Annotated in this window: 12 protein-coding genes; 7 read left to right on the top strand and 5 right to left on the bottom strand. The window is 72.1% G+C overall.

All coding sequences use genetic code 11. The annotated features are described in order from the left end of the window. Nucleotides 1-48: 48 nt before the first annotated feature. Together WME90_RS27340 and WME90_RS27335 are read right to left on the bottom strand one after the other, a co-directional pair. Nucleotides 49-1,437, bottom strand: coding sequence for a S8 family serine peptidase (locus tag WME90_RS27340; RefSeq protein WP_437274947.1), 1,389 nt, complete (start codon nucleotides 1,435-1,437; stop codon nucleotides 49-51). Nucleotides 1,438-1,829: 392 nt separating this feature from the next. Next, nucleotides 1,830-2,813, bottom strand: coding sequence for a helix-turn-helix transcriptional regulator (locus WME90_RS27335; RefSeq protein ID WP_437274946.1), 984 nt, complete (start codon nucleotides 2,811-2,813; stop codon nucleotides 1,830-1,832). 113 nt (nucleotides 2,814-2,926) lie between these two features. Between WME90_RS27335 and WME90_RS27330 the strand changes: the two genes are divergently transcribed. Continuing rightward, complete coding sequence (locus WME90_RS27330; protein ID WP_437274945.1) at nucleotides 2,927-3,382, top strand: GFA family protein; 456 nt, start codon at nucleotides 2,927-2,929, stop codon at nucleotides 3,380-3,382. A 66-nt stretch (nucleotides 3,383-3,448) separates the two neighbouring features. Here WME90_RS27330 and WME90_RS27325 read toward each other — a convergent pair whose 3' ends face one another. Then, complete coding sequence (locus WME90_RS27325) at nucleotides 3,449-5,374, bottom strand: PAS domain-containing hybrid sensor histidine kinase/response regulator (protein ID WP_437274944.1); 1,926 nt, start codon at nucleotides 5,372-5,374, stop codon at nucleotides 3,449-3,451. A gap of 539 nt (nucleotides 5,375-5,913) precedes the next feature. Then, a complete protein-coding gene (locus WME90_RS27320) occupies nucleotides 5,914-7,215 on the bottom strand; it encodes an SGNH/GDSL hydrolase family protein (protein ID WP_437274943.1) in 1,302 nt (433 codons plus the stop codon). 396 nt (nucleotides 7,216-7,611) lie between these two features. Between WME90_RS27320 and WME90_RS27315 the strand changes: the two genes are divergently transcribed. The 5 genes from WME90_RS27315 to WME90_RS27295 all read left to right on the top strand — a co-directional run bounded on the left by WME90_RS27315 (nucleotide 7,612) and on the right by WME90_RS27295 (nucleotide 16,023). After that, nucleotides 7,612-9,927 carry a hypothetical protein gene (locus WME90_RS27315; protein ID WP_437274942.1) on the top strand — a complete coding sequence of 772 codons (2,316 nt, stop codon included), beginning with the start codon at nucleotides 7,612-7,614 and terminating at the stop codon, nucleotides 9,925-9,927. A gap of 380 nt (nucleotides 9,928-10,307) precedes the next feature. Then, entirely contained in the window at nucleotides 10,308-12,566 is a 2,259-nt protein-coding gene (locus tag WME90_RS27310) for a PKD domain-containing protein (protein ID WP_437274941.1), read from the top strand. Between the two features lie 543 nt (nucleotides 12,567-13,109). Further along, nucleotides 13,110-13,886 (top strand): hypothetical protein, encoded by a 777-nt coding sequence (locus WME90_RS27305; protein WP_437274940.1) that lies wholly within the window; start codon nucleotides 13,110-13,112, stop codon nucleotides 13,884-13,886. A gap of 268 nt (nucleotides 13,887-14,154) precedes the next feature. Continuing rightward, complete coding sequence (locus WME90_RS27300; protein WP_437274939.1) at nucleotides 14,155-15,030, top strand: Uma2 family endonuclease; 876 nt, start codon at nucleotides 14,155-14,157, stop codon at nucleotides 15,028-15,030. A 714-nt stretch (nucleotides 15,031-15,744) separates the two neighbouring features. Further along, entirely contained in the window at nucleotides 15,745-16,023 is a 279-nt protein-coding gene (locus tag WME90_RS27295; protein ID WP_437274938.1) for a hypothetical protein, read from the top strand. A gap of 37 nt (nucleotides 16,024-16,060) precedes the next feature. Here WME90_RS27295 and WME90_RS27290 read toward each other — a convergent pair whose 3' ends face one another. Further along, nucleotides 16,061-18,892 carry a protein kinase domain-containing protein gene (locus tag WME90_RS27290; protein ID WP_437274937.1) on the bottom strand — a complete coding sequence of 944 codons (2,832 nt, stop codon included), beginning with the start codon at nucleotides 18,890-18,892 and terminating at the stop codon, nucleotides 16,061-16,063. Nucleotides 18,893-19,551: 659 nt separating this feature from the next. On the opposite strand from WME90_RS27290, the gene WME90_RS27285 reads away from it, so the two are divergent. Beyond that, a complete protein-coding gene (locus WME90_RS27285; RefSeq protein ID WP_437274936.1) occupies nucleotides 19,552-20,613 on the top strand; it encodes a hypothetical protein in 1,062 nt (353 codons plus the stop codon). Nucleotides 20,614-20,713: the final 100 nt, after the last annotated feature.

Genomic DNA, 20,713 nt, shown 5'->3' with positions numbered 1-20,713 from the left:
AGCGGACGCGACGTCGCAGCGCACTTCCGCCTGGCGGCGCACCGCTGGTCATTCGGTCACGGCGTTCAGCGCGTTGACCCTGCCCGCGCCATAGGCGTCGTCGTTGCCCGGTTTGCCGAGGTCGTCGCTGCTCGCGCGGAGGGTGCGCTCGACGTCCTCGGGCGACGTCGGACCGCCGGCGCTGCTGACGATCAGCGCGGCGACGCCGGAAGCGTGCGCCGCGGCCATGCTGGTGCCCGCGGCCCAGCCCCAGCCTTCGCTGAAGGTGCTGAAGACCAGGTCGAAGATCGAACAGAGGTTGGTCACGCCGGCGACAGTGCAGGATTCGGTCCCGGGGTAGACGAAATCACCGCCAGGGGCCGCGAAATCGATGACGGATTGGCCGAAGTTCGAGTAAGAGGCCAGGCGATCGAGGTTGGCGCCGACCGGATCCAGGGCCCAACCGACGGGGCCTGTGGCCGAGATGGCGGTCACCCCGGGGAGCTGCGCGGGGACCACGACGAGCGCGGCGTCATGGTCGAGGTCGCGGGCGTCGTTGCCAGCGGCCGCGATGACCGTGGAGCCGAGCCTGCGGGCATACCGGGTGGCACGGCTGAAGGCGACGATGATCTCGGTGCAGTCGCGCGTGGGGAGGGAAACACCGCCGAACGTGCAGTTGTTGCGCGGTATGTAGGCGCCGAGGCTCATGTTGATGATGTCGGCGCCGGTCTCGGCGGCGTAGACGATCCCCTGGAGGATGCCGCTGACGGTACCGGTGGTGGTGCGCTCGGAGAGGACCTTGACGGCGAAGATCTCGGCCTCGGGGGCGACGCCGATGACGCCAACGCCGTTGTCGGCGGCGGCGATGATCCCCGCGACGTGCGTGCCGTGGTGGAAGTAGGCGCCGGGCGCGATATTCCAGTCCTCGCCGGGAACGAAGGAGCGTGACAGATCCGGCCTGAGGTTGGGAGCGAGGTCGGGGTGCTCGGCGTCGATGCCGCTGTCGACCACGGCGACGAGCGCGCCGGCGCCGCGGACGCCCGTCGCCCAGGCGTCGACGGTCCGCAGGGCGGTGTGGCCCCATTGAAGGTCGAAGTACTCATCGTCGTCGCCGGTGAACGGTGGGCTTGCGAGCTCGGCGACGGGGTTTGCGGCGACGGGCGCCCGGAGCGGAGGAGGTTGGAGCTGGACCTCGATATCTGCGGCGACGGAGCGTACGCTTGGAACGGCCCCTGTCCTGGCGCGGAAGCCGGGGTCGTTCGAGACGACCATGGCGACACCGATGTTGGGAAGGATGGCGGTGAGTCGACCTCCAGCAGCGGTGATTCGTCGCTGGAAGTCTGCGTCGAAATCGTGGTGCGCCAGGACGATGTAGGAGGCTGCCTGGACGGTGGCAGGCGCCGCGACGGTGGTGAGAACGCCTGCCGCCAGGCAGGCTCGTCGGAACTTGGTGAACATGAGTCCCCCCGGCTGGCGTTCTCGTCGAAACGCCAGCATGAATGACGGACCGTCTCGCTCCGCGAGGAACACAACCATTGCTCACGGCTGTCGCAGGCGAATGAGACAGGCGTGGATTGAAGAAAGGCTAGCAGTTGACCGTAGTCGCCACAAATCGAAAGTGTCTCCCGACAGGGAGCTTGGCTCCGAGACCCCCCCGATAGCGCTCCTCGGCGCGAGCTCGCCACGCGCGATCCTCTGAGGCCCCGACCACCTCGGACGTGGATTCGCTCGATGGGTGCAACTGGAGCTGCCGTCGCGGCCCGCGCACGGCGCGCGCTTCTCTGCCCGCGGATTCCATCTCTTCAGGAGGCCTCTTGCCCGCGCAGGCACGGCACGGCGACTCCGGTCTTTCACCGCGCGCCTGGATCCGCCGCCGCGCCCCGCCCCGCGGCCCGGCCGAGGCGCTCGGCCAGGCGGCGGAGCTGCTCGATGAGCTCCGCTGGCTCGTGCACCTCGAACTCGAACCCCATGAACCCGAGGTGGAACGCGAGCGCATCGAGGCTCCCGCCGCCCGTGTGGACCACGCAGCGGTCGGGCGTCAGCGCCTCGATGCGCCCCGCCACGCCCGACAGCCGCTCCGAGACGGCCTGCGCGGGGGCGTGCACCGTCACGCGCGCCCGGAGCGGGTACGCGTCGGTGGAGACCGACTTCGACACGTACTCGGCCACGTCCTCCGCGGGCAGCGGGCGCGGCTTGAAGCGCCCCGCCGTCTTCGGCCTGCCCTGGATGCGATCGACGCGGAACGTCCGCCATGCGCCTCGATCGAGATCGTACGCGAGCAGGTACCATCGGCGGCTCGTGTGCACGAGCCGGTACGGCTCGACGGCGCGCGCGCTCGCGGCGCCGCTGTGGCTGCGGTAGTCGAAGCGCAGGACCTCGGCGTCCCGGCACGCGTTCGCCATCGCGGCGAGCGCGTCCGCGTCGACGGTGGGGCCGCCGTCGCCCAGCCGCACGCTCACGGCGTCGAGCGCGCTCACCTTGCGCCGGAGCCGCTTGGGGAGCACCTGCTCCAGCTTCCCGAGCGCGCGGACCGACGCCTCCTCCAGCCCCCTCACCGGTCCGGTCGCCGCCGCGCGCAGCCCCACGGCGACGGCGACGGCCTCGTCGTCCTCGAGCGGCAGCGGCGGCAGCTCCTTCCCGGCGCCGAGCTGGTAGCCGCCGCCGATGCCGGTGGCCGCGTGGACGGGGTACCCCAAGCTCCGGAGCCGGTCCACGTCGCGCCGGACGCTGCGCTCGGTGATCTCGAGCTCGCGGGCCAGCTCCGCGCCCGTCCAGAAGCGCCGGGATTGCAGCAGCGACAGCAGCTTCAGCAGCCGCGCGGAGGTCTGGACCACGTACCACCTGTCTCCTTGCGGACCGAATCTGTCCGCAATCCAGTGTAGCTTCCTCTCATCCCTCGGGCGAGGCGTCCGAAGGCGCCCCGCCCCCATCCCTGGAGCTACCGCCCATGAGCAACGCTGCTTCCTCGCACACCACGACGACCCCCGGCCCCCGGACCTACAAGGGCAGCTGCGCTTGCCGCGCTGTCCGCTTCGAGGCCGACTTCGACCCGAGCGCCGGGACGACGCAGTGCAACTGCACGATCTGCAGGAAGACAAGGTGGTGGGGCATCATCGTGAAGCCCAGCGCCTTCCGCCTGCTCTCCGGCGAGGAGGTCCTCGGCGACCACTCGCGATCGGAGGCCGGCCATGCTCGGTTCTGCAAGACCTGCGGTATCCGCGTCTTCGGGCACGGGCACCTCCCGATGCTCGGCGGCGATTACTGCTCGGTGAACCTGAACTGCCTCGACGACGCGGACCTCACCGGCGTTCCGGTGGTGTACCTCGACGGGCTCCACAACACGTGGGCGCCGATCGGCTCCACGACGTACGTCGATCCGTTCTCCGCCGCAAAGGGGGCTTGAGCCGGAGCGCACCGCGGCTCGGCCTCGCCGCCACGATGGCGACGGCGCCCTCGGCGTGAGCGGCGCTCAGCGCCCGCCGGCGTCGTCCGGGAGCCCGTCGAGCAGCGGAACGAGCACCCTGGCGTCGATCGGCTTGACAAGGTGCAGCCGGAAGCCCGCTGCGTCGCTGCTGCGCTTGTCGCTGTCCTGACCGTAACCGCTCAGGGCGATCAGGATCGGCGGGGCGTCGTGGAGGCGCGTGTGGAGCTCTCGCCCGAGCGTGTAGCCGTCCATCACGGGCAAGCCGATGTCGAGGATGGCTATTTGAGGGCGAAAGGCGTCCACGATCGACAGCGCGCGTGACGCGTCGTGCGCGATGCGCACCTCGTGGCCGCTCTTGCTCAACATCTCCGCGATCAGCTCGGCGCCGTCTCGGTTGTCGTCCACGACCAGGACGCGCCGGCGCGGCGCCTGCGGCGGCCGCGGCTCGGGCGGGCGGGCCTCGGGGGCCGCCGAGGGCGGGGCCGCCGCCGCGGGAAGACGCACCGTGAACTCGCTGCCTCGACCGACGCCGGCGCTCTTCGCGCTCACGACGCCCCCGTGCATCATCGTGAGCGTTCGCACAAGGGACAGCCCGAGGCCGAGCCCGCCCAGGGCCCGGTCCGAGCCGCGTTCCCCCTGCACGAACATCTCGAACACGTGGGGCAGCAGGCTCGGATCGATGCCCTCGCCGTCGTCCCGGACGCGCAGCACGACCTCGCCGCCCTCGCGGCCGGCCGTCACCTCGATGTGGCCTCCGGGCGGGGTATAACGCGCCGCGTTCGTGAGCAGGTTGTTGACCACCTGGGTGAGGCGGACCTCGTCGCCCTCGATCGCGAGGCCCTCGGCGGGCACCGACAAGGTGAGCTCGTGCCGCCGCTGCGCCAGGAGCGGCTCCGTCGCCTCGACCGCCTGCTCGACGACCCTCGCCAGCTCGATCCACTTCTTCGAGAGCATGACCTTGCCGCGCGCCACCCGCGCGACGTCGAGCAGGTCGTCGACGAGCCGTATCAGGTGCTGCGCCTGGCGCGCGATCACCTCGCGTTCGCGCGGCGTCGCGACGTTGCCGCGCAGCTCCATCAGCTGGACCGCCGTGAGGATGGGAGCGAGCGGATTGCGGAGCTCGTGGGACAGGAGCGCCAGGAACTCGTCCTTCTGGCGCGCCACCTCGTGGAGCTGAGCCTCTGTCTCCTTGAGCCGCGTCACGTCGACGAGCGCGCTGATCGCGCCGCGCGGCTCGCCGCTCGGCTCGCGCAGCGTCACCGCCCCGCCGTACAGGTGGATCGCGCGCCTGTCCGGGAACTCGAGCACGACCTCGTGGGGCCTCACCTCGTCGCCCCGCGCCGCCTTCTGGAGGGGCAGCTCCCCCGGGGGCACGTTCACGCCGTCGATCAGCACCTTGAACCCGCGGTCGTCTCCCGCGCCCAGGGCCGTATGTGCCAGGTTCTGCCCCGGATCGCTCCCGAGGAGCGCGTGCAAGGCGCGGTTGCCGTGCAGCTCCTGGCAGCCAGCGTCGCGGGCGACGAGCACCGCGGCCGGGACGGCATCCATCAGCACCGCGAGCTCATCCGCGCGCGCTCGCGCGAGCGCTTCCGCCTCCTTTCGATCGTGGATGTCGAACGCGGCGGCCACCCATCGCGTGACCTTGCCGTCGTCGCCCCGAATTGGCGCCACCCGGCAGAGGTGCAAGCGATAGACACCCGCCCGGGTGCGGAGCCGGTACTCCATCTCGCACGTGGTAGAGGCGGAGAGGGCCGCGGCGAAGCACTGCTGCACGTGCGCTCGATCATCGGGGTGCATGGCGGCGAGCGCGCCCTTGTCCCGGAGCGACTCCTCGCGACCGAGGCCGGTGAGCTCCGTCCATCGATCGTTGACCCAATCCAGGCGTCCCTCGGCGTCGCACGTCCAGATGATCTGAGGGAGCGCGTTGGCGAGCTTCCTGTAGTCCCCTTGGTCGCCGTCGTCAGAGCTCATATTCCCTCGACGGGTGGGACCGGCCTTTCGCGCCCTGAACGCCTCCGACCAGGACAATCTCGGGGGGCTTGGTCGGCGCGCGGACAGGCATGGAAAGACCACTTATCATTTGCGGAACTCACAGACAATCATTGCACCTTCGAAGTTCGCCCCGGCGAAGGAGCGGGCGCGCAGGGGCTCGAGTGCGAGCGCGCCCGGGGGCGGCGCTGCTGTCGCTGCGGTCAATCCCCTCGCCCCGGCGCAGAATGGCGCGCATCGGGGGCATCGACGCATTTCGGCTCAATGGTTCCGGATACTTGGGAGTGCGATGGCGCCGCCGGCCATGGGGGCAGCCCGCTCGGATCGTAAGCCAGACGTCGCCCCGCGGCTGCGCGAGCGGGCGCGCGCCGGAGCGAGGCGAGCTCTGCAAGGGGTTATGGGATGGCGCCTTGGGCGGATTTGCCGCGCTCGACGTGCCGGCGGAGGGCGGCGGCGGAGCGGCGAGCCACCGCGAGCTCCGCGGGGAGCACGCGGTCGCGACGGCTCGCTGCCGCCTTTGATTACGGGGAGGTCGCTTTGACGACAGCGTTGATGATCGCGTCCAGGTCGACCGCGTTCGCCATCGCCTCGTAGCCCGCGTCGTTCGGGTGCAGCTTGTCCGCGTCGTAGGCCGGGAGCAGGCGGCTCGGATCGGCCGGATCGCGCAGCGCCTTGTCGAAATCGATCACCCCGTCGAAGGCGGCGCTCGTGCGGATCCAGGTGTTCAGCTTCTGCCGCTCCTGCTCGCCTTTCGCGGTTCCATAGTCGCCCTTGTAGGTGCCGTTCGAGCCGGCGAACGGCACCAGGGTGCCACCGTAGATCTTGAGCCCGGCGGCGTGGGCAGACTGGATGAGCTGCTGGACTGCGGGGATCAGATCCGCGGCCTTGGCGGAGCGGTCGCCGATGTCGTTGATGCCTGCGAGAAGGATGATCGCGCGGGCGCCGGGCTGGGTCAGCACGTCGCGCGCCAGGCGGGCCGGGACGGGATACCCGAACTGGAGCTGGGGACGTACGGTGAGCAGCTCGTTCCCGATGATCCCGGCGTTCGCCACGGAGAGGGTCGGGCCCTTGCGGCGGGCCAGGAGCTGCGCGAGGTAATCCGGGTAGCGATGGTTGTCGTTCTTCGTCGACAGATATCCATCCGTGATCGAATCGCCGAGCGTGATCAGGGTGCCGACGACGTCCGGAGTGGCCTTGACGTCGACGCCCGACACGGCCATCCAGCACGAGATCTTCCGCGAGAACTGCTTGTCGGCGCCGTTCCCGGTCTGGTTGCCCGAGGCGAGGAAGTTGTCCTGTGCCGCAAAGTAGTGTTGCGTGATCGGCCCGGTCTTGACAGGCAGGTAGACGTTCACCGCCAGCGTCTGCAGCGGCTGGACCTTCAGCGCCACGGGGTCGCTCACCGCGTCGCCGCCCGCGGCGATGGTGATCGAGGCCTGACCTCCGAAGCGCAGCGGCAGCGCGCTCCCCGCGACCGTGGCCGCTCCACCCGCCGAGAGCGCGACCGACGCCGCGCCCACCTTGAGCGGCTCGCTGCCGCCGGCGTTGGATATCCGAATGCGCACCGAGCTCCCGCCCGCGCTCACCCGGACGATGTTCCGGACCGTCTGGCCGGCGAGGCCGACGTCCGAGGGACAATCCTGCGAGTTGAACGTGCCGCCGGGCGTCGGGCTGCTGTGCCATCCAACGACCCAGCGCCCCTCAGGCGCCTTGTCCGCGGCCAGCGCGGGGCCCCCCAGCGCGCTGGTGATCAGCGCGACCACCGCGGCGATGAAGGGAGCGCGCGGCGGGCGACCGAGCCTCGCCGCTTTCGGATGGAGCAAGGAGCTCAGTGCGCTGCGGCGCCCTGAGGTGATTCCGTGAGGTCGCTGTGTGTTTGCCATCGGTCCTCTCCGAGTGGTTCGCGCGGAGCGCGGAAAAATCCCCTGGCTCCTCTGGGCTGCACGCTCACGTCGACCGGATCTGTCCGCAAATCTCCACAAGCTGCGTCGGAGCTGTCGGCATGGGCGCGCCCGGGGGTAGGATGCCAGCGCGGGGGGAAGGAGATGCAAACGCCTCGGGGGCGTCAAGCCCGAGCTGCGCGCTGCTCCGCGCAGGTCGAGGAATGTGCCGCGGCGCATTTGCGTTGAATTTGCCGTGGCGCGGTGCGGTAATCGTCCGAGGAGCCCTCCGGATGCTCGGGCGGTGTGGCTCGCGGGCATCACCATGGACAGGGACGCGTGACGGGCGGACGAGACAGCGGCGGGGACCATCCGGCGGGCGAGAGCGTCCCGCCCGCGCCCGTCGAGGCGAGCGGCGCCGAAGGCGCGCCCGCGGCCGAGCTGCGGTCGGTCGCGGCGGGCGGCGCCACGCTCTGGCTCACGCAGGCGCCCGGGTTCTCGCTGTGGCGGGGCGAGGTGGCCGCGCCGGATCGGCTGCGGATCGAGGGGCGCGACGGCTACCTCCACGAGCTCCGGCTCGAGCCGGTCGGCGTGCTGCGGCTCGGCCGCGTGGAGCGCGTGGGCGACGAGCGCAACGATCTCGTCTACCCCGACGTCGCGTCGCGGCTCGCGGCCGCGCTGCGCCACGACGGCGTTCGCTGGTGGCTGCGCCGCCGCGAGGAGTGCAGCGTGCCCGTGCAGGTCGGCGCGCGGCACCTGGCGCGCGGGGAGGAGTCGCCGCTCGTCCACGGCACCTTCGTCTGCGTCGGCGGCATGCGCGCGACGTTCTTCGACCGCCGCTACGCCGCGCTGTCGGTCCCTGCCGGGGCGGTGGACCCGGCGACGGGCCTGCTCGCGCGCGCCGGCCTGGAGCAGGAGTGCGCGTCGCTCCTCGCGCGCAAGGGCCAGGGCGCGCTCGTGCTGCTGCGGCCGCTCCAGGCGGGCGCGCCCTCGCGCGCGGCGGCTGCGCTGGTCGCCGTGCACCGGCTGTGGCCGGATCTGCCGGTCGGCGACGCGGACGGCACGGCGGTCCTGCTCGTGCGGGGCGGCGCCGCCGAGGCGGCCGCCGCGGCCCGGCGCGCCCTGGAGGCCGCGGAGGCCGCCGGGCTCGGGGAGTTCGCGTGCGGCTACTTCACGGTCGCCGGCGAGGCGGACGTCGCCGGCCGCGAGGTCGAGCTCGGCCTGCATGCGATCGCGTCGCTCGCGGCGGAGCGCGAGCGGGGCGCGTCGCTCGCGGCGGAGCGCGAGCGGGGCGCGCCGGGGGCGTCCACCCCCGTGACGGAGCTCCGCGACGGCGCGGCGAGCGCGCGCTTCGCCGCGCCGTTCGAGGTGATCGAGGCGTCGCGGAGCGGGCGCAAGGCGACCGTCCTGTTCGGCATCGAGGAGCAGAGCGCGCTCGGAGGCGTCGGGCCGCACGTCATCGGGGCGCTCGCGCAGGAGCTCGCGGCGGTCGTCGCGAGCCACGCGGGCGCCGGCGCCCTGATCGCGCCGCTCGCGCCCGGCGTGGTCGCCGCGTGTGTGCCCCGCAAGGCGGATCCGGCGGTGATGGCGAGCGCGGTGCAGTGCGACTGGCACGGCCGGCCGCCCATCCTGGACGGGAGGGTCGAGCACGCGCGGACCCTCTCGTGGGAGCTCCTGCACGACGCCGACGCGGGCGCGCGGGCGGCGGAGATCTCGCGCGAGTGCGGCGATCCGCACGGGGTGCTCTCGGCGCTGAGCGGCGGCCTGCCCTATCCCATCGCGGGGCGGGTGCGGGCGGCGATCGGGGCGTCGAGCGCGATCGAGCGGGTGAAGATGCTGTTCGACGTGCTCGAGGGCACGTGGCGCTTCATCGCGACGGTGCTCGTCTCGGCCTTCTTCAGCGGCGGCAGCGCGCCCCCGACCTCGGCGCGCGGCGCCGCGGGCGGCGGGGCGGGCGGGGCGCCTCCCGGGTGGAGCGCGCTGCTCGACTTCCACGGCCGCACGCGCACGCGCGACGGCCTGGCGCTCGGCGCGTGGCGCGAGCTCGCGCGCACGGCGGCGCGGGCGTTCGGCGATCGCGACGATCCGATCGGCTCGATGGCGAGGGAGGTGCTCGACGTCAAGCTGTCGCACAACCAGACGTTCGAGACGCTCTCGAACCTGATGCAGGCCGAGCGCAACCAGTTCGCGCACGGCCACTACACCGAGGCGCGGGCGGCCGCGGATCTACCCGACTTCGAGCAGATGACGCGCGCGCTCCTGCGGGCGCAGCGGCCGCTCTGCGCGTGGACGCTGGTGACGGTCGAGAAGACGGAGCCGGATCTCTACGGCGATCTCCAGACGGTGGAGTTCATCGATCACACGGGCCCGTATGCGTCCGGGACGCGGCGGCGCATCGGGCTGAACTCCCCTGTCCGCCTGTCGAACGTCGTCTATCTGGCCCGCTTCCGCGAGGGGTTGATGCTGCCGCTCGAGCCGATGGTGCGGCGGCTCGCGCCGGACGACCGGTTCGATCTCTACTGGATGGATCACCTGCCGCGCCCGGGGACGTGCCATATGAGCGCGGTCGTCGCGGGCCGGGCGGTGAAGGCGCCCTGCGATCCGCGGCGCACGCCGCCGTTCCTGCGAGCGATGCTGGACGCCGCCGGCGGATGATGGGCTGAGCGCAGGGCGGTCGCGCAGCGGGCTCGCGATTGGCCGTCTCATGTCCCCACGACGCAGCCATCGAGATCGATGGTGCAGAGGGAGGCGCGCCGCCCCCGGCCCGGTCCACCGTGCAGCGTCTTGCGGGATCCGGCAAAACCATGACGCAGCAGGGCGCGCGCGCCGCCGCCGGATCGCGGAGGGGTGCCGGACAGCGCATGGCACATGCGGTGCTTCCAGCCGGCGCAGGGGGCTCCATCAGCGACGACGCCGCCCCGAGCTCCCGTCGCCCACGCGGGACCGCGGCGCTCGTCTTATGATGTCGATTCATTCTTGAACGAGGAGGGACCATGGCTCAGCGGTTTGACACACACGCACGCGTGTGTGGGTCGATGGTCATCGCACTGGCGATGGCCGCTCCCGCGTGCGACGCGGGCAACGAGGGGTCTGCCGCAGGAGACCCCGAGACGAACGGGATCATCCGGGCGGCGCTCTCGGTCGGAGGCGCCCGACACGACGTCACGGCCGTCCGTTACAAGGTCGTCGGCGCCGCCAGCTCATGCAGCGATCCGGCCGTCGCCGAGACCACCAGCGCCTTGGAAGACGAGGCGCTCCCCGGCGGCGCGCTCCCCCCGGGCGCGGGGATCCACGCAGGCGCCGACGGCCTGCTCGTCGTGCCGCCGGGCGACTACCGCGTCTGCGCGACGCCGATGAGCGACGCCGGCCCCTCGGCCTGGTGCGCGCCCACCGAGGGGATCGCGTCCGTCGTCGCCGAGGCCACGACCGAGATCGTCCTCGTGTCCCAGTGCCTCGGGGAAGGGAACGGAGGGCTCGATACGGTCGTCGCGCTGAACGATCCTCCGGCGTTCCAGGATCTCGATATCGCGCCGAGCAAGTTCATCACCCAGTGCGAGACGGCCACGATCTCCGCCTTCGCGGAGGATCCCGACGGCGACGCGATCACCTACGTGTGGGAGCTGGCCGCAGGCGCAGGCTCGCTGTCCGGCGATGGCGGTGTCGCGACGTTCGTCCCGGAGGGCCCTGGCGACGTTACCGTGCGGGCGACCGCGATGGACGCCGCGGGCGGGAGCTGCTCGCTGACGTTCCCCATCCACGTCTCGGCCGCGGATTGCGGTTCGCCGGACTGCGAGGTCTTCGGCGTCGACGAGTTCGGGTACGTCGGCTGCTCGCGCGTCGAGGAGATCCCGTCGTGCGACGATATCTCGCTCACCGGGAGCCCGGCCTGCGGCGGAGAAGACTGCGTGACGACCGTGGAGCTCCCCTTCGCGTTCGAGTTCTACGGGACCCCGCGGGCCGCGGTGGACATCGTATCGAACGGCAAGCTCGGCTTCCCGGGTACTTCGTTCTGGGACAACAGCTGTTCTCTCGAGCCGCAGACGATCGCGCCGTTCTGGGACGATCTCCTCCCGCCCGCCGGGGGGGCCGTCCGGTACGAGACGCTGGGCGCGGCGCCGGCGCGCCGCTTCGTCGTGCAGTGGAGCGCCCCGCACGTCACGGGGGGTACGGCCTTCGACGTCCGCGCGGTGCTGTTCGAGGGCTCGAACGACATCCGCTTCTGCTACGCGGACACCACGGTGGACAACCCCGTCGTCGACCACGGCGCCAGCGCGACGGCCGGGATCGCGGGGGACACGAGCGGCCTCGTGTACTCGTGTGAGGCGCCGCGGCTGACGGACGGCCTGGCGCTGGAGTTCACCTATCCCGGGAGCCCCGGCTCGTGCAGCGATGGGCTCCAGAACCAGGGAGAGGCGGGCGTCGACTGCGGCGGTCCGTGCGCGCCCTGCTCCGGCGGCGTATCCGAGTTCGCCGAGGCGTTCACGGAGGGCCAGCCGTCGCCCGACCAGTGCGTCGCCTGGGACGCGTTCCGCGCCTCGCTCACCGGCGTGTACACCGCGGTCACGATCCGGGGCAGCCTGGACACCGACGGCGTGACCTGCACGGGCGCGGCCGCGAACACGCTCTGCCAGGCGCTCCACAGCGGCACGCCGACGCCGCCGATCGCGTGCGACGGTCGGACCTGGGTGGTCGGCACGGACTGCGGTCCGAGCGGCGTTGTCGAGATCAGCGCGAGCGGCGAGTCGTGCTCGTGCAGCGGCGGGCCCGTCGTGCGGCCGTGCATCGGCAACGAGCACTGGGGCGGCGTGGTCGACACCTGCTTCCCGCAGAGCCAGACGATCTCCGTTGTGTGCGAGGGCGGAGGCGAGGGCGGCCCCACGTGCAGCGACGGGCTCCAGAACCAGGGAGAGGCGGGCGTCGACTGCGGAGGTCCGTGCGCGCCGTGCGGCGGCAGCGGCTCGTGTGATCCGGCGACCGAGGTCGAGCTCGACGGGCGCTGCTATTACCTCGACGGCTCGGGGGGCAGGTGCGACGCCGGGTACACGCTCGCCCCGCAGAGCGCGCTGAGCAGCATCGCGCCCGCGTTCGCGGGCAAGAATTACAAGCACCAGCCGTCGGCCAACTGCTGCATCTCCCATCGCGATCAGGCGTCCGACCTGCAGGACTGGGGGATGGACGCCGTGGATTGCAACGCATCGGGGCCGTTCCAGATAGGCCCCCTGCCGGGGGGCGCCGGCTGCATCGACGCCGATATGCAGGGGCCGAACCAGCTCACATTGTGCATGAGCCTGTGAGCGGAGGGTGACCGGCTGACGCGCGGCGCGGCGGCAGGTGCGCGCGGGCTCCGACGCTGCCAGATGCTGAGCGTGAAGGTGCGGCGGCCGCTGCACCTTCACGCTCGTTCTCTCTCTCTGTCGCTCCCCAGCCGCTGGCCAACCTGAGCGACGCCGCACGGCGGCGCTCGTTGTATCTGGTCTAGCGGGGCCGGAAGGGCGAATGGATCAAACGGATCGATCCATCGGCTCGAACGATCACTCCTTCAACCCGCGTGACGTATCCCCTCCAGGTTTGCCGCCGAGGCAGGCAGTAGCCTCCCGCGGCGCGATGGGGCGCAAAACGAGCCGGATCGATGGTCGAGGCGCCGCGCCGGCCGCGCCGCTCGCCCGAAGAGCTGACCTGATCTGCCGATGGCACCGCTCGTGCTTTGACGGAATGCCGAGCGCGACGGCGACTGGGCCGCTCGAGCCGGAGCTCCGGCGAGCGGCGCTCACGCCCGTGCGCACCGGAATCCGCCGGAGCTGATCACCCATCTCACCTGATCTCAAGGAGAACTCATCATGAAGAACCATGGAATGGTCTCGGTCCTTTTTGCTTCGCTGGCGATCCTCGGGGCCTCGACGGGCTGTGCGCTCTCGTCGTCCGTCCCTGAGTCGGATACGGACTCCGAGGCGAGCGGCGAGACGTTCGTCGTGAACGAGGAGAGCCAGTCTGCGCTCCCCGGCGCGGAGCTGACCATCGAGCGCGGCGCCGGCGAGTCGAGCTTCTCGCTGGTGAGGGGCGCGGGCTGGAAGAGCGTGGCGCAGGGGGTGTGGGAGCTGCCGTCCGAGGACGGGAATGCGGAGCGCATCGTCGTCGGCGAGGAGGGGCACCGGTGGCTGCTCGAGCAGGCGGACGCCGAGCTGGACGAGCTGGTCGCAGAGCGAGAGCTCGGGGAGGCGAGGGACGATCTCCTCCAGCGGATCGCGGCGGCCGAGGAGCGGCGTGCGGCCGTCGAGCGGTCGATCCACGCCAGCGCCACCACGTCCGCCGCGGCGGCGGTGAGCTGCAACATCTCCCGCTACACGGGGGCGAGCAGCCTCGTGACCAGCCCGCCCATCTTCGGCGCCGCGGCGCTCGCGCAGATCGTGTGCACCGGCGGCTGTGTGACGTTCACGGTGTCGTCGCAGGCGTGCTGCTCGAGCGGGTGCTCCAGCGCCCCGGCGGCCACGAGGACGGTCTGCTCGACGCCGTGGACGGCGGGCACGATCCGGGAGGGCTCCGGCATCGGATACGCGTCCGTGAACGTGACGCCGCCGAACATCACGCAGACGAGCTCGAGCTTCGTCTGCAATTGAAGCCAGCCTGACGCCTCCTTCGCCCCCTTCGCCTCGCGCGGCCTCCGAGGTTTGCGCGCCCTGAGGTGCAACCAGCACAGGTCTCCGGGAGCAATGACTCCTCCGGACGGCCACAGCTCCGCCAATCCCTACGTACGGCCTCCATCGGGAACGCGCGCGGCACTTCGCGCGCGGGCGACGCTCGTTCTCCCGCTCCCTCTTGCTCTCCAGCCGCTGGTCCGCCCGAGCGATGCGACACCGCTGCGCTCGTGGTACCCTCTGCGAAGGCATGTCAGCCATCGAGCCCACGGTCCGCCCGCCCGCTGCGCCTCGCGAACGGGTGCGGGCGCACGTCTACAGCCGCCCGCCCGAGCCGGTGTACTTCCCGGAGAGCGAAGAAGCGCCTGTGACGAACCGTCACCTGGAGCTCCGCACGGCGCTGTACCTGATCCTCAAGCGCGAGCTCGCGCATACGGCGACCCTCGGCTCCGACCAGTTCGTCTACTGGGACCCGAGGACCTCGAAGAAGCGCCTCGCCCCCGACGCCTTCGTCCGGCTGGGCGTGCCTCACCGGACCTTCCGAACCTGGAAGACGTGGCTGCATGGGGCGCCCGACCTCGCGGTCGAGATCGTGAGCGAGTCGGACGAGGGCGAGCCCGACTGGGACGAGAAGCTCGCGCGCTATCGCGCCTCGGGGATCCGCGAGGTGGTGCGCTTCCATCCCGACGATCGGGAGCGGCCCATCCGCGTCTGGGACGCGCACGACGGCGATCTCGTGGAGCGGGCGCCCGACGACCCGGCGCTCCGCGCGTGCGAGGCGCTGGGGCTCTGGTGGACCGTCGTGGAGGACCCGTCGGTCGGGGCGATGCTCCGGCTGGCGCGCGACCGCGAGGGCCGCGAGCTGCTGCCAACGCCCGACGAGGCCGAGGCCAAGGCGCGCGAGGTCGAGGCGAGGGCGCGCGAGGCCGAGGCCAAGGCGCGCGAGAGCGAGGCCAAGGCGCGCGAGAGCGAGGCCAAGGCGCGCGAGAGCGAGGCCAAGGCGCGCGAGAGCGAGGCCAAGGCCCGCGAGGCGAACAAGAAGCTGGAAGCCGAGATGGAGGCCCTAAGGGCTGAGCTCGCGCAGGCCAAGGGGAAGCGGCGGACGCGGCGACGCTCCCAGGGATGACGCGTTCGCCCGGCCCGGCGTGGTCTGGGACCGTCCCGGAAGCTCGCCGGACTTCGCCGGAGGTGGTCTGGGACCGTCCCGGAAGCTCGCCGTACTTCGCTGGAGGTGGCCGAGCGCCTCCCCGCCAGCGCGCCGAGCTCCGCCGGAGGCGGTGAACCACGTTCCCTCTGCATCGAGGGCTATCACGGTGGCGGCGGCTTCCCCGGGCCCTCGTGAAGCGCCGCTCAGCGGCCCTTCAGCCTCTCGCAGCTGACGAGGAGCGCGCACCCGGCCGCATGCGCAGCGCCGTTTCTCACTTTGCGCAAATCATTAGCTCAGTTTGCGCATCGCTTGTGTAACAGCCCCTCTCCGCAGCCGGGGAGTCGCCGGTAGACGCGCCTCCCTCGGTCCTCCGCTCGCTGAACAATCCGCGTTTTCCCCGAGGATTTCGCCTCCTCTCCCGTGACGCGCGCCTCGCGCGCCCCGCGTCCAGGGCCCGCGGCGACCCCTGGTACGGCACGTGCGATATCTCCCTGTCGAACGGACGACGCCGCCCTCACGAGGGTTCCGGCGAGCGCTCACGAGGAGCCCATCCTCGAGGGCGCTCGCCGACGGCCAGCGTGGGTCCTGATTGCCACTCATGAACTCATGATCGGCAGTCCGGCCAGCGAGCGGATCGCCCGCGGAAACCCATGCAACAGCAGCCCTGCGGCTGCGCGATGGAGAGGTGCGATCATGGCTCGTCACAACCTGAAGTCTCTCGGTCTGTCTTCGCTCTTCTTCGCTGCGCTCGCCTCGATGCTGTCCACGTCCGCGTGTGTCGCGTCGAGCGAGGACAGCCCCTGCGTGCTCGGCGATGCGGCCGACAGCGAGCATGGCGAGGGCGCATGTGAAGATGAGGGCGCGGAGGCGAGCGCGGACGTGGAGGCGTCCGACGAGGAGGACGCCCCGGCGCTGAAGGCGCCCGCGCTCGAGCCGCAGTGGATGTGCGCGCCGATCTGCGATCGGCCGTGACGCTGGGGGCGAGGCCGGTACGCGCGCGCCGCCGCGATCAGGGGGACAGCTGCGACCGCAACCACGTCGCGCAGGCCTGCTCCCACTGCTCTGACGGCGCGCGCGTCTCCAGCGACGCGCGCGCCGCGGCGTGCTTGCCGGCCATCCGGTAGGCGAGCGCGCGCTGGAGCGCCTCCGTGAACGACCCCGGGGCGTCCACCCGGCCGAGCCAGTCCACCGCGGCGTCGGGATCCGTCCACAGGTACACGCCGGCCACCGCGGTGGCCAGGTGCGGGTTCTTCGCCGCGCCCTCCTGGAACTGCCGCTCCAGCACGGCGAGGCGCTGCCTCCGCTGGGCGTCGTCCGGCTCCTCCCCCTTCTGCCGGGCGATGCGCAGGAGCCCCCGGAGCGAGGCGGCCTCGAACGGCCTGTCGGCCTTCGCCCCTGTGTCGGCGCTCAGCTCCTCCTCGAGCTCCCTCCGCGCGTCGTCCAGCCGATCCTTTCGCAGCAGGACCGCCGCGCGGAGCAGGTGGGCGCCCGGCTCCGGCAAGATGCCCATTCGCCGGCTGATGCCGCGCGCTCCGAGCGTCTGCTGCTCCTTTTCGAAGGCGAGCAGCCGCTCCGACACCCGCTCTGCGACCTCCAACCTGTCCTCTTGCACGGCGAGCATGACGCGATGTCGCAGGACCCTCCCCGACAGGCTGCGATCCAGCTCGATCGCCTGCTCGGCGACCTGGTCGACCAGCTCGTTCTGGCAGGTGTCGTCGTAGAGGCGCGCGAACACGAGGAGCACGTCCGCCGACCCGGGATCGGCGTGGCGCGCCGCCTCGCAAGCGTCGAAGGCGGCCTTGTTGTCGGCGTCCGTCGCGTGGTCCTGGGCCTGGCGCTTCAGCTGGAGGACGCGGCAGCGCATGACCAGCGCCTGCGCGTCGTCCGGCGCGCGCGAGAGGGCGCGATCCAGGTCGCCGAGCGCCGACGCGTACAGCGAGGGCTCGCCCTGCGCGTACGCGCGCCACGAGCGGAGGTACGCCCGCTCCGCGAGCGCCGGCACATAGCCAGGATCGGCGGCGAGCGCCTCGTCGAGCAGGCGCGCGCCCTCCGCGTGGTGCTGAGGGCGCGGCGCTGGGCCGATCAGCTGGTAGTACTGGAGCAGCCTCGCCCTTGCCGTGGCGTCGCTCGTCCCGCGGACGGCGCGATCCCGGCGGTGATGGTCTCGCCAGACCAGCCGGACCTCGTCGATGGCGCGGTCCCGCAGCGCCTCGAGCAGCCGCGGCAGCTCGCCCGGGTCGCCGTCGATCTCGATCGGCTCTCCCGCGACCGGGCCGTCGGTCGCTCGCAGCTGCGCCGAGAGGCGGACGCTCGTCCCCACGCGCTGGAGGGTGCCCGTGAGGACCCAGGCCGCGCCGCGCCGCGCCGCCTCGGCCGCCGGATCGCCGGCCCGCGCCGAGTCGAGCGCGCGCACCTGCGGCAGGGTGCGGAGGCCGCCGAGGATCGCCTCCGCCGCCCCCTGGCCGAGCCCGTCCCAGGCGGCGTCCTCGGTCAGGTTGTCGAAGGGCACCACCGCGATCGAGATGCGGCGGTCCTCGGAAGGTGCGGGAGGGGCCCAGCGCGCGTCCTGCACCTGCTCCTCGGGCGGGGCGACCTGAGGGGTGGCCGCGTGCCCGCCGCCGGCTGCACGCCAGGCGACGGCGGCGAGCCCGAGCACCGATGCCGCCGCGACGGCCGCGCTCCACCGCCGCCGCCAGGGCGGCAGCGACGTCCGGCCGCCGGAGGGCGCCGCCTCCATCGCCGCAGGCAGCGGCAGCGGGACGCCTGGAGTCGTCGAGTCCAGCGTGGTCGAGAGCAAACTCCGGCCGTCCGGGGACGTCGTGTCCATCGCGCCGCCCGGCACCGACGGGCCGCGGCTCGGGGGCGTCTCGCCCGCCGCAGCGGCCCTGTCGCTCGCGCCGTCCAGATCGGCGATGACCGCCGCGAGCGCGGCCTCGAAGCTGACAGCCGAGGGGAAGCGCTCGTCCGGCCGCTTGGCCATGGCGCGCGCGAGCAACGCGTCGAGCGCGCGGACGGCGGCCGCCGGCAGCGCCGGCACCTCGAGGGGCTGCGGCGGATCGTGCAGGATGGCGCACGCGATCACGAGGGGAGCGCCGCTGCCGAACGGGGAGCGACCGGTGAGCAGCTCGAAGCCGAAGAGGCCGAGCGAGAAGATGTCGCTGGCCGGGCTGAGCGGCTCTCCGCGCAGCTGCTCCGGGGACATGTACGCGGGCGTGCCGGCGATGCTGTCGACGGTCGACGCCTGGGCGAGCGCGCCCCGCGCGAGGCCGAAATCCGCGACGATCGCTCGCCCGTCGCGCCGCACCAGCACGTTCTCCGGCTTGAGATCGCGGTGGATGATCCCCTGCTCGTGCACCGCGGCGAGCCCGCTCGCCACCTCGTGGAGGATCGAGAGCGCCCTCCGCGGATCGAGCGCGCGCTCCAGGAGGACGGCCCGCAGCGTCTTGCCCTCGACGAGCTCCATGGTCAGGAAGCGCAGCCCGTCGGCCTCGCCCAGGTCGAAGACACGGCAGACGTTGGGGTGGGAGATCTTGCGCGCGAGCTTCAGCTCACGGCGGAAGCGCGCCACCATGACCGGCTTGTTCGACCCGTCGGCGAGGAGGATCTTGATGGCGATCTCCTCCTCTTCCAGCTCGCGATCCAGGGCGCGCCACACCGAGCCCATGCCGCCCGCGCCGAGCTTGGAGCGGATCTCGTACCGGCCGGCGATGACGTGGCCCGGCTCGAGGTCGGCGCCGATGGGCGCGCGCAGGACGGGCGGCGCGTGGGGGGAAGTCGACGCGCTGAGGACCGGGGGGGCGCCGGGCGCCGTCGGGATCTCGAGCGACTCGTGCTGCGTCATGGTCAACAACGCAGACTACCCGAAAAGTGAGCTGGACCGACAATCGTCGCGTGGCGCAGAGCCGCCGTGAAGCAGGCGAGATGGGGGGAGGAGAGGTGAGGGGAGGAGCGGTGGGGCGGGCTGATGAACCCGGATCCATCGCTCCCCTGGGAGCGAAAGGTGTGAGATCGGGGGCCGACCGGCCGGCGCCGCTGCACCGGTGCGTGGCCTGGAAGGGCCGGCCGCGGCGCCGGGCCGGCGCGCCGATGGATCGGATGGATCAACCTGCTTGATCAATGGATCAACCTGCTTGATCAAACGATCAACTCCGGCATCCCGCGCGGGGCGACACCGCGGCGCGGCAGCGAGACCCGGCGCGCGCCAACTCCCGTGAAGCCCGGCAAACGCGCGGCGCACGCAGGCGGCTCCCCGGGCCACTCCGCCGCGAAGGCCGGCGCGTCCGCGCTGGCATGGCCGTTGCGAAGGTGGCGTGGCTGGACGCCGACGCGCGACGCTCACGCGCATGTCGGCAGCAGCCGCGGCGCACCGCGCGACCGCGGGCTATCACCGCCCCACGCAGGCCTGACAGCGATGGTGATCCCGCCGCCTCGTCCCGGCGCGATCGACGTCGACGCCAGGCTGCGCCCCCGCGCCGAGCACGCAGAAGGATGGATGATCCGATGAAGTTCAGGTGGTTTTCTCTCGGGCTTTCGCTCCTGGTCTCCGCCGGAGCGATGACGACGATCGGGTGCATGTCGCCCGCGGGCTCGCACGACGAGCCGTCGATCGGGACGGTCAGCCTGCCGCTCGTGACGTCGGCGGGGGGCGAGTTCCGCCTCCACAACGCCGTGTTTGCCATCCACTCGACGAACGGCGTCCACGCCGCCACGCTCGACTCCGAGAGCGATCCGGGCGCGGAGACGCTGACGGCGACGCTGTTCCAGGGGCCTTACACGGTCCGCCTCGCGGACGGCTGGGAGCTCGCCAGGCTCGGGCCGGACGGCGCGGAGTCTCCCGTCTCCGCGGCCCTGCTCTCGCCGAATCCCCAGTCGTTCGAGGTCGGCGCGTCCGCGACGACGGATATCTCGTTCACGTTCACGACCGGACAGGGCACGATCACGCTCGGCGACGGCTCGGTCGGCATTCGCTTCGATGTCGCTCCGAACGAGGGTCTGGGGGCGTGCAACCTGGTCTCTTCCTACTATTACAACACCTGCCCATCGGGGCAGACGTGCCTCCTCGCGGACTCGAGCGGCCGTACCTTCTGTGCGTCCCCGGGATCGCTGCCGGTGGGCTCGCCGTGCACCTCGGATCAGTGCGTCGCAGGCGCCCAGTGCCTCAGGGTGGATCAGGCCAACCCGGAGCAAGGCTCGTGCGTCAGGTTCTGCCGCGTGAGCGAGGCGAGGTTTGGCGTCAACTGCCTGAGCCTCGGCCTCCCGGACAGCGACATCGGCTTCGAGGGGCCGGCGCCCGAGGGGACGTGCGATCTCTTGGCCCAGGCGGGCTGCGCCGCGGGCGAAGCGTGCCAGTACGCCGGGGGCAGCTTCGCGACCTGCGGTCTCCCGGGCTCGACACCCGCGGGCGGGGCCTGCACCGGGGAGACCTGCGGGGCCGGCTACCAGTGTTATGACGGCAGGTGCGCGAAGATCTGCGACGCGCGTTTGGGCTACATCGGCCAGCCGGACTGCTACTACTGTTATAACGTCGGGACGGGCAACGCAGGGCGCTGTTACAACTACTGACCTCCTCGGCGCTGCTCCGCGCCCGTCGGTCCGCTGCGGACGAGCGCCCTCGGCGCGCCACGCGGGGCGGCTCGTCGCCGGACGGCGGCGGCGGGAGGGC

Origin of the sequence: Sorangium sp. So ce375, from assembly GCF_051473855.1 — a bacterium.
Taxonomy (GTDB): Bacteria; Myxococcota_A; Polyangia; order Polyangiales; family Polyangiaceae; genus Sorangium.
The sequence above is the reverse complement of the archived record's forward strand: the minus strand, read 5'-3'. Positions and strand labels throughout refer to the sequence as shown.

Bases quoted from the DNA above. Each gene is read 5' to 3' on its own strand.
- WME90_RS27285 (WP_437274936.1), top strand. From the start codon at position 19,552: ATGAAGTTCAGGTGGTTTTCTCTCGGGCTTTCGCTCCTGGTCTCCGCC.
- WME90_RS27305 (WP_437274940.1), top strand. From the start codon at position 13,110: ATGAAGAACCATGGAATGGTCTCGGTCCTTTTTGCTTCGCTGGCGATC.
- WME90_RS27310 (WP_437274941.1), top strand. From the start codon at position 10,308: ATGGTCATCGCACTGGCGATGGCCGCTCCCGCGTGCGACGCGGGCAAC.
- WME90_RS27300 (WP_437274939.1), top strand. From the start codon at position 14,155: ATGTCAGCCATCGAGCCCACGGTCCGCCCGCCCGCTGCGCCTCGCGAA.
- WME90_RS27340 (WP_437274947.1), bottom strand. From the start codon at position 1,437: ATGTTCACCAAGTTCCGACGAGCCTGCCTGGCGGCAGGCGTTCTCACC.
- WME90_RS27295 (WP_437274938.1), top strand. From the start codon at position 15,745: ATGGCTCGTCACAACCTGAAGTCTCTCGGTCTGTCTTCGCTCTTCTTC.
- WME90_RS27325 (WP_437274944.1), bottom strand. From the start codon at position 5,374: ATGAGCTCTGACGACGGCGACCAAGGGGACTACAGGAAGCTCGCCAAC.
- WME90_RS27330 (WP_437274945.1), top strand. From the start codon at position 2,927: ATGAGCAACGCTGCTTCCTCGCACACCACGACGACCCCCGGCCCCCGG.
- WME90_RS27290 (WP_437274937.1), bottom strand. From the start codon at position 18,892: ATGACGCAGCACGAGTCGCTCGAGATCCCGACGGCGCCCGGCGCCCCC.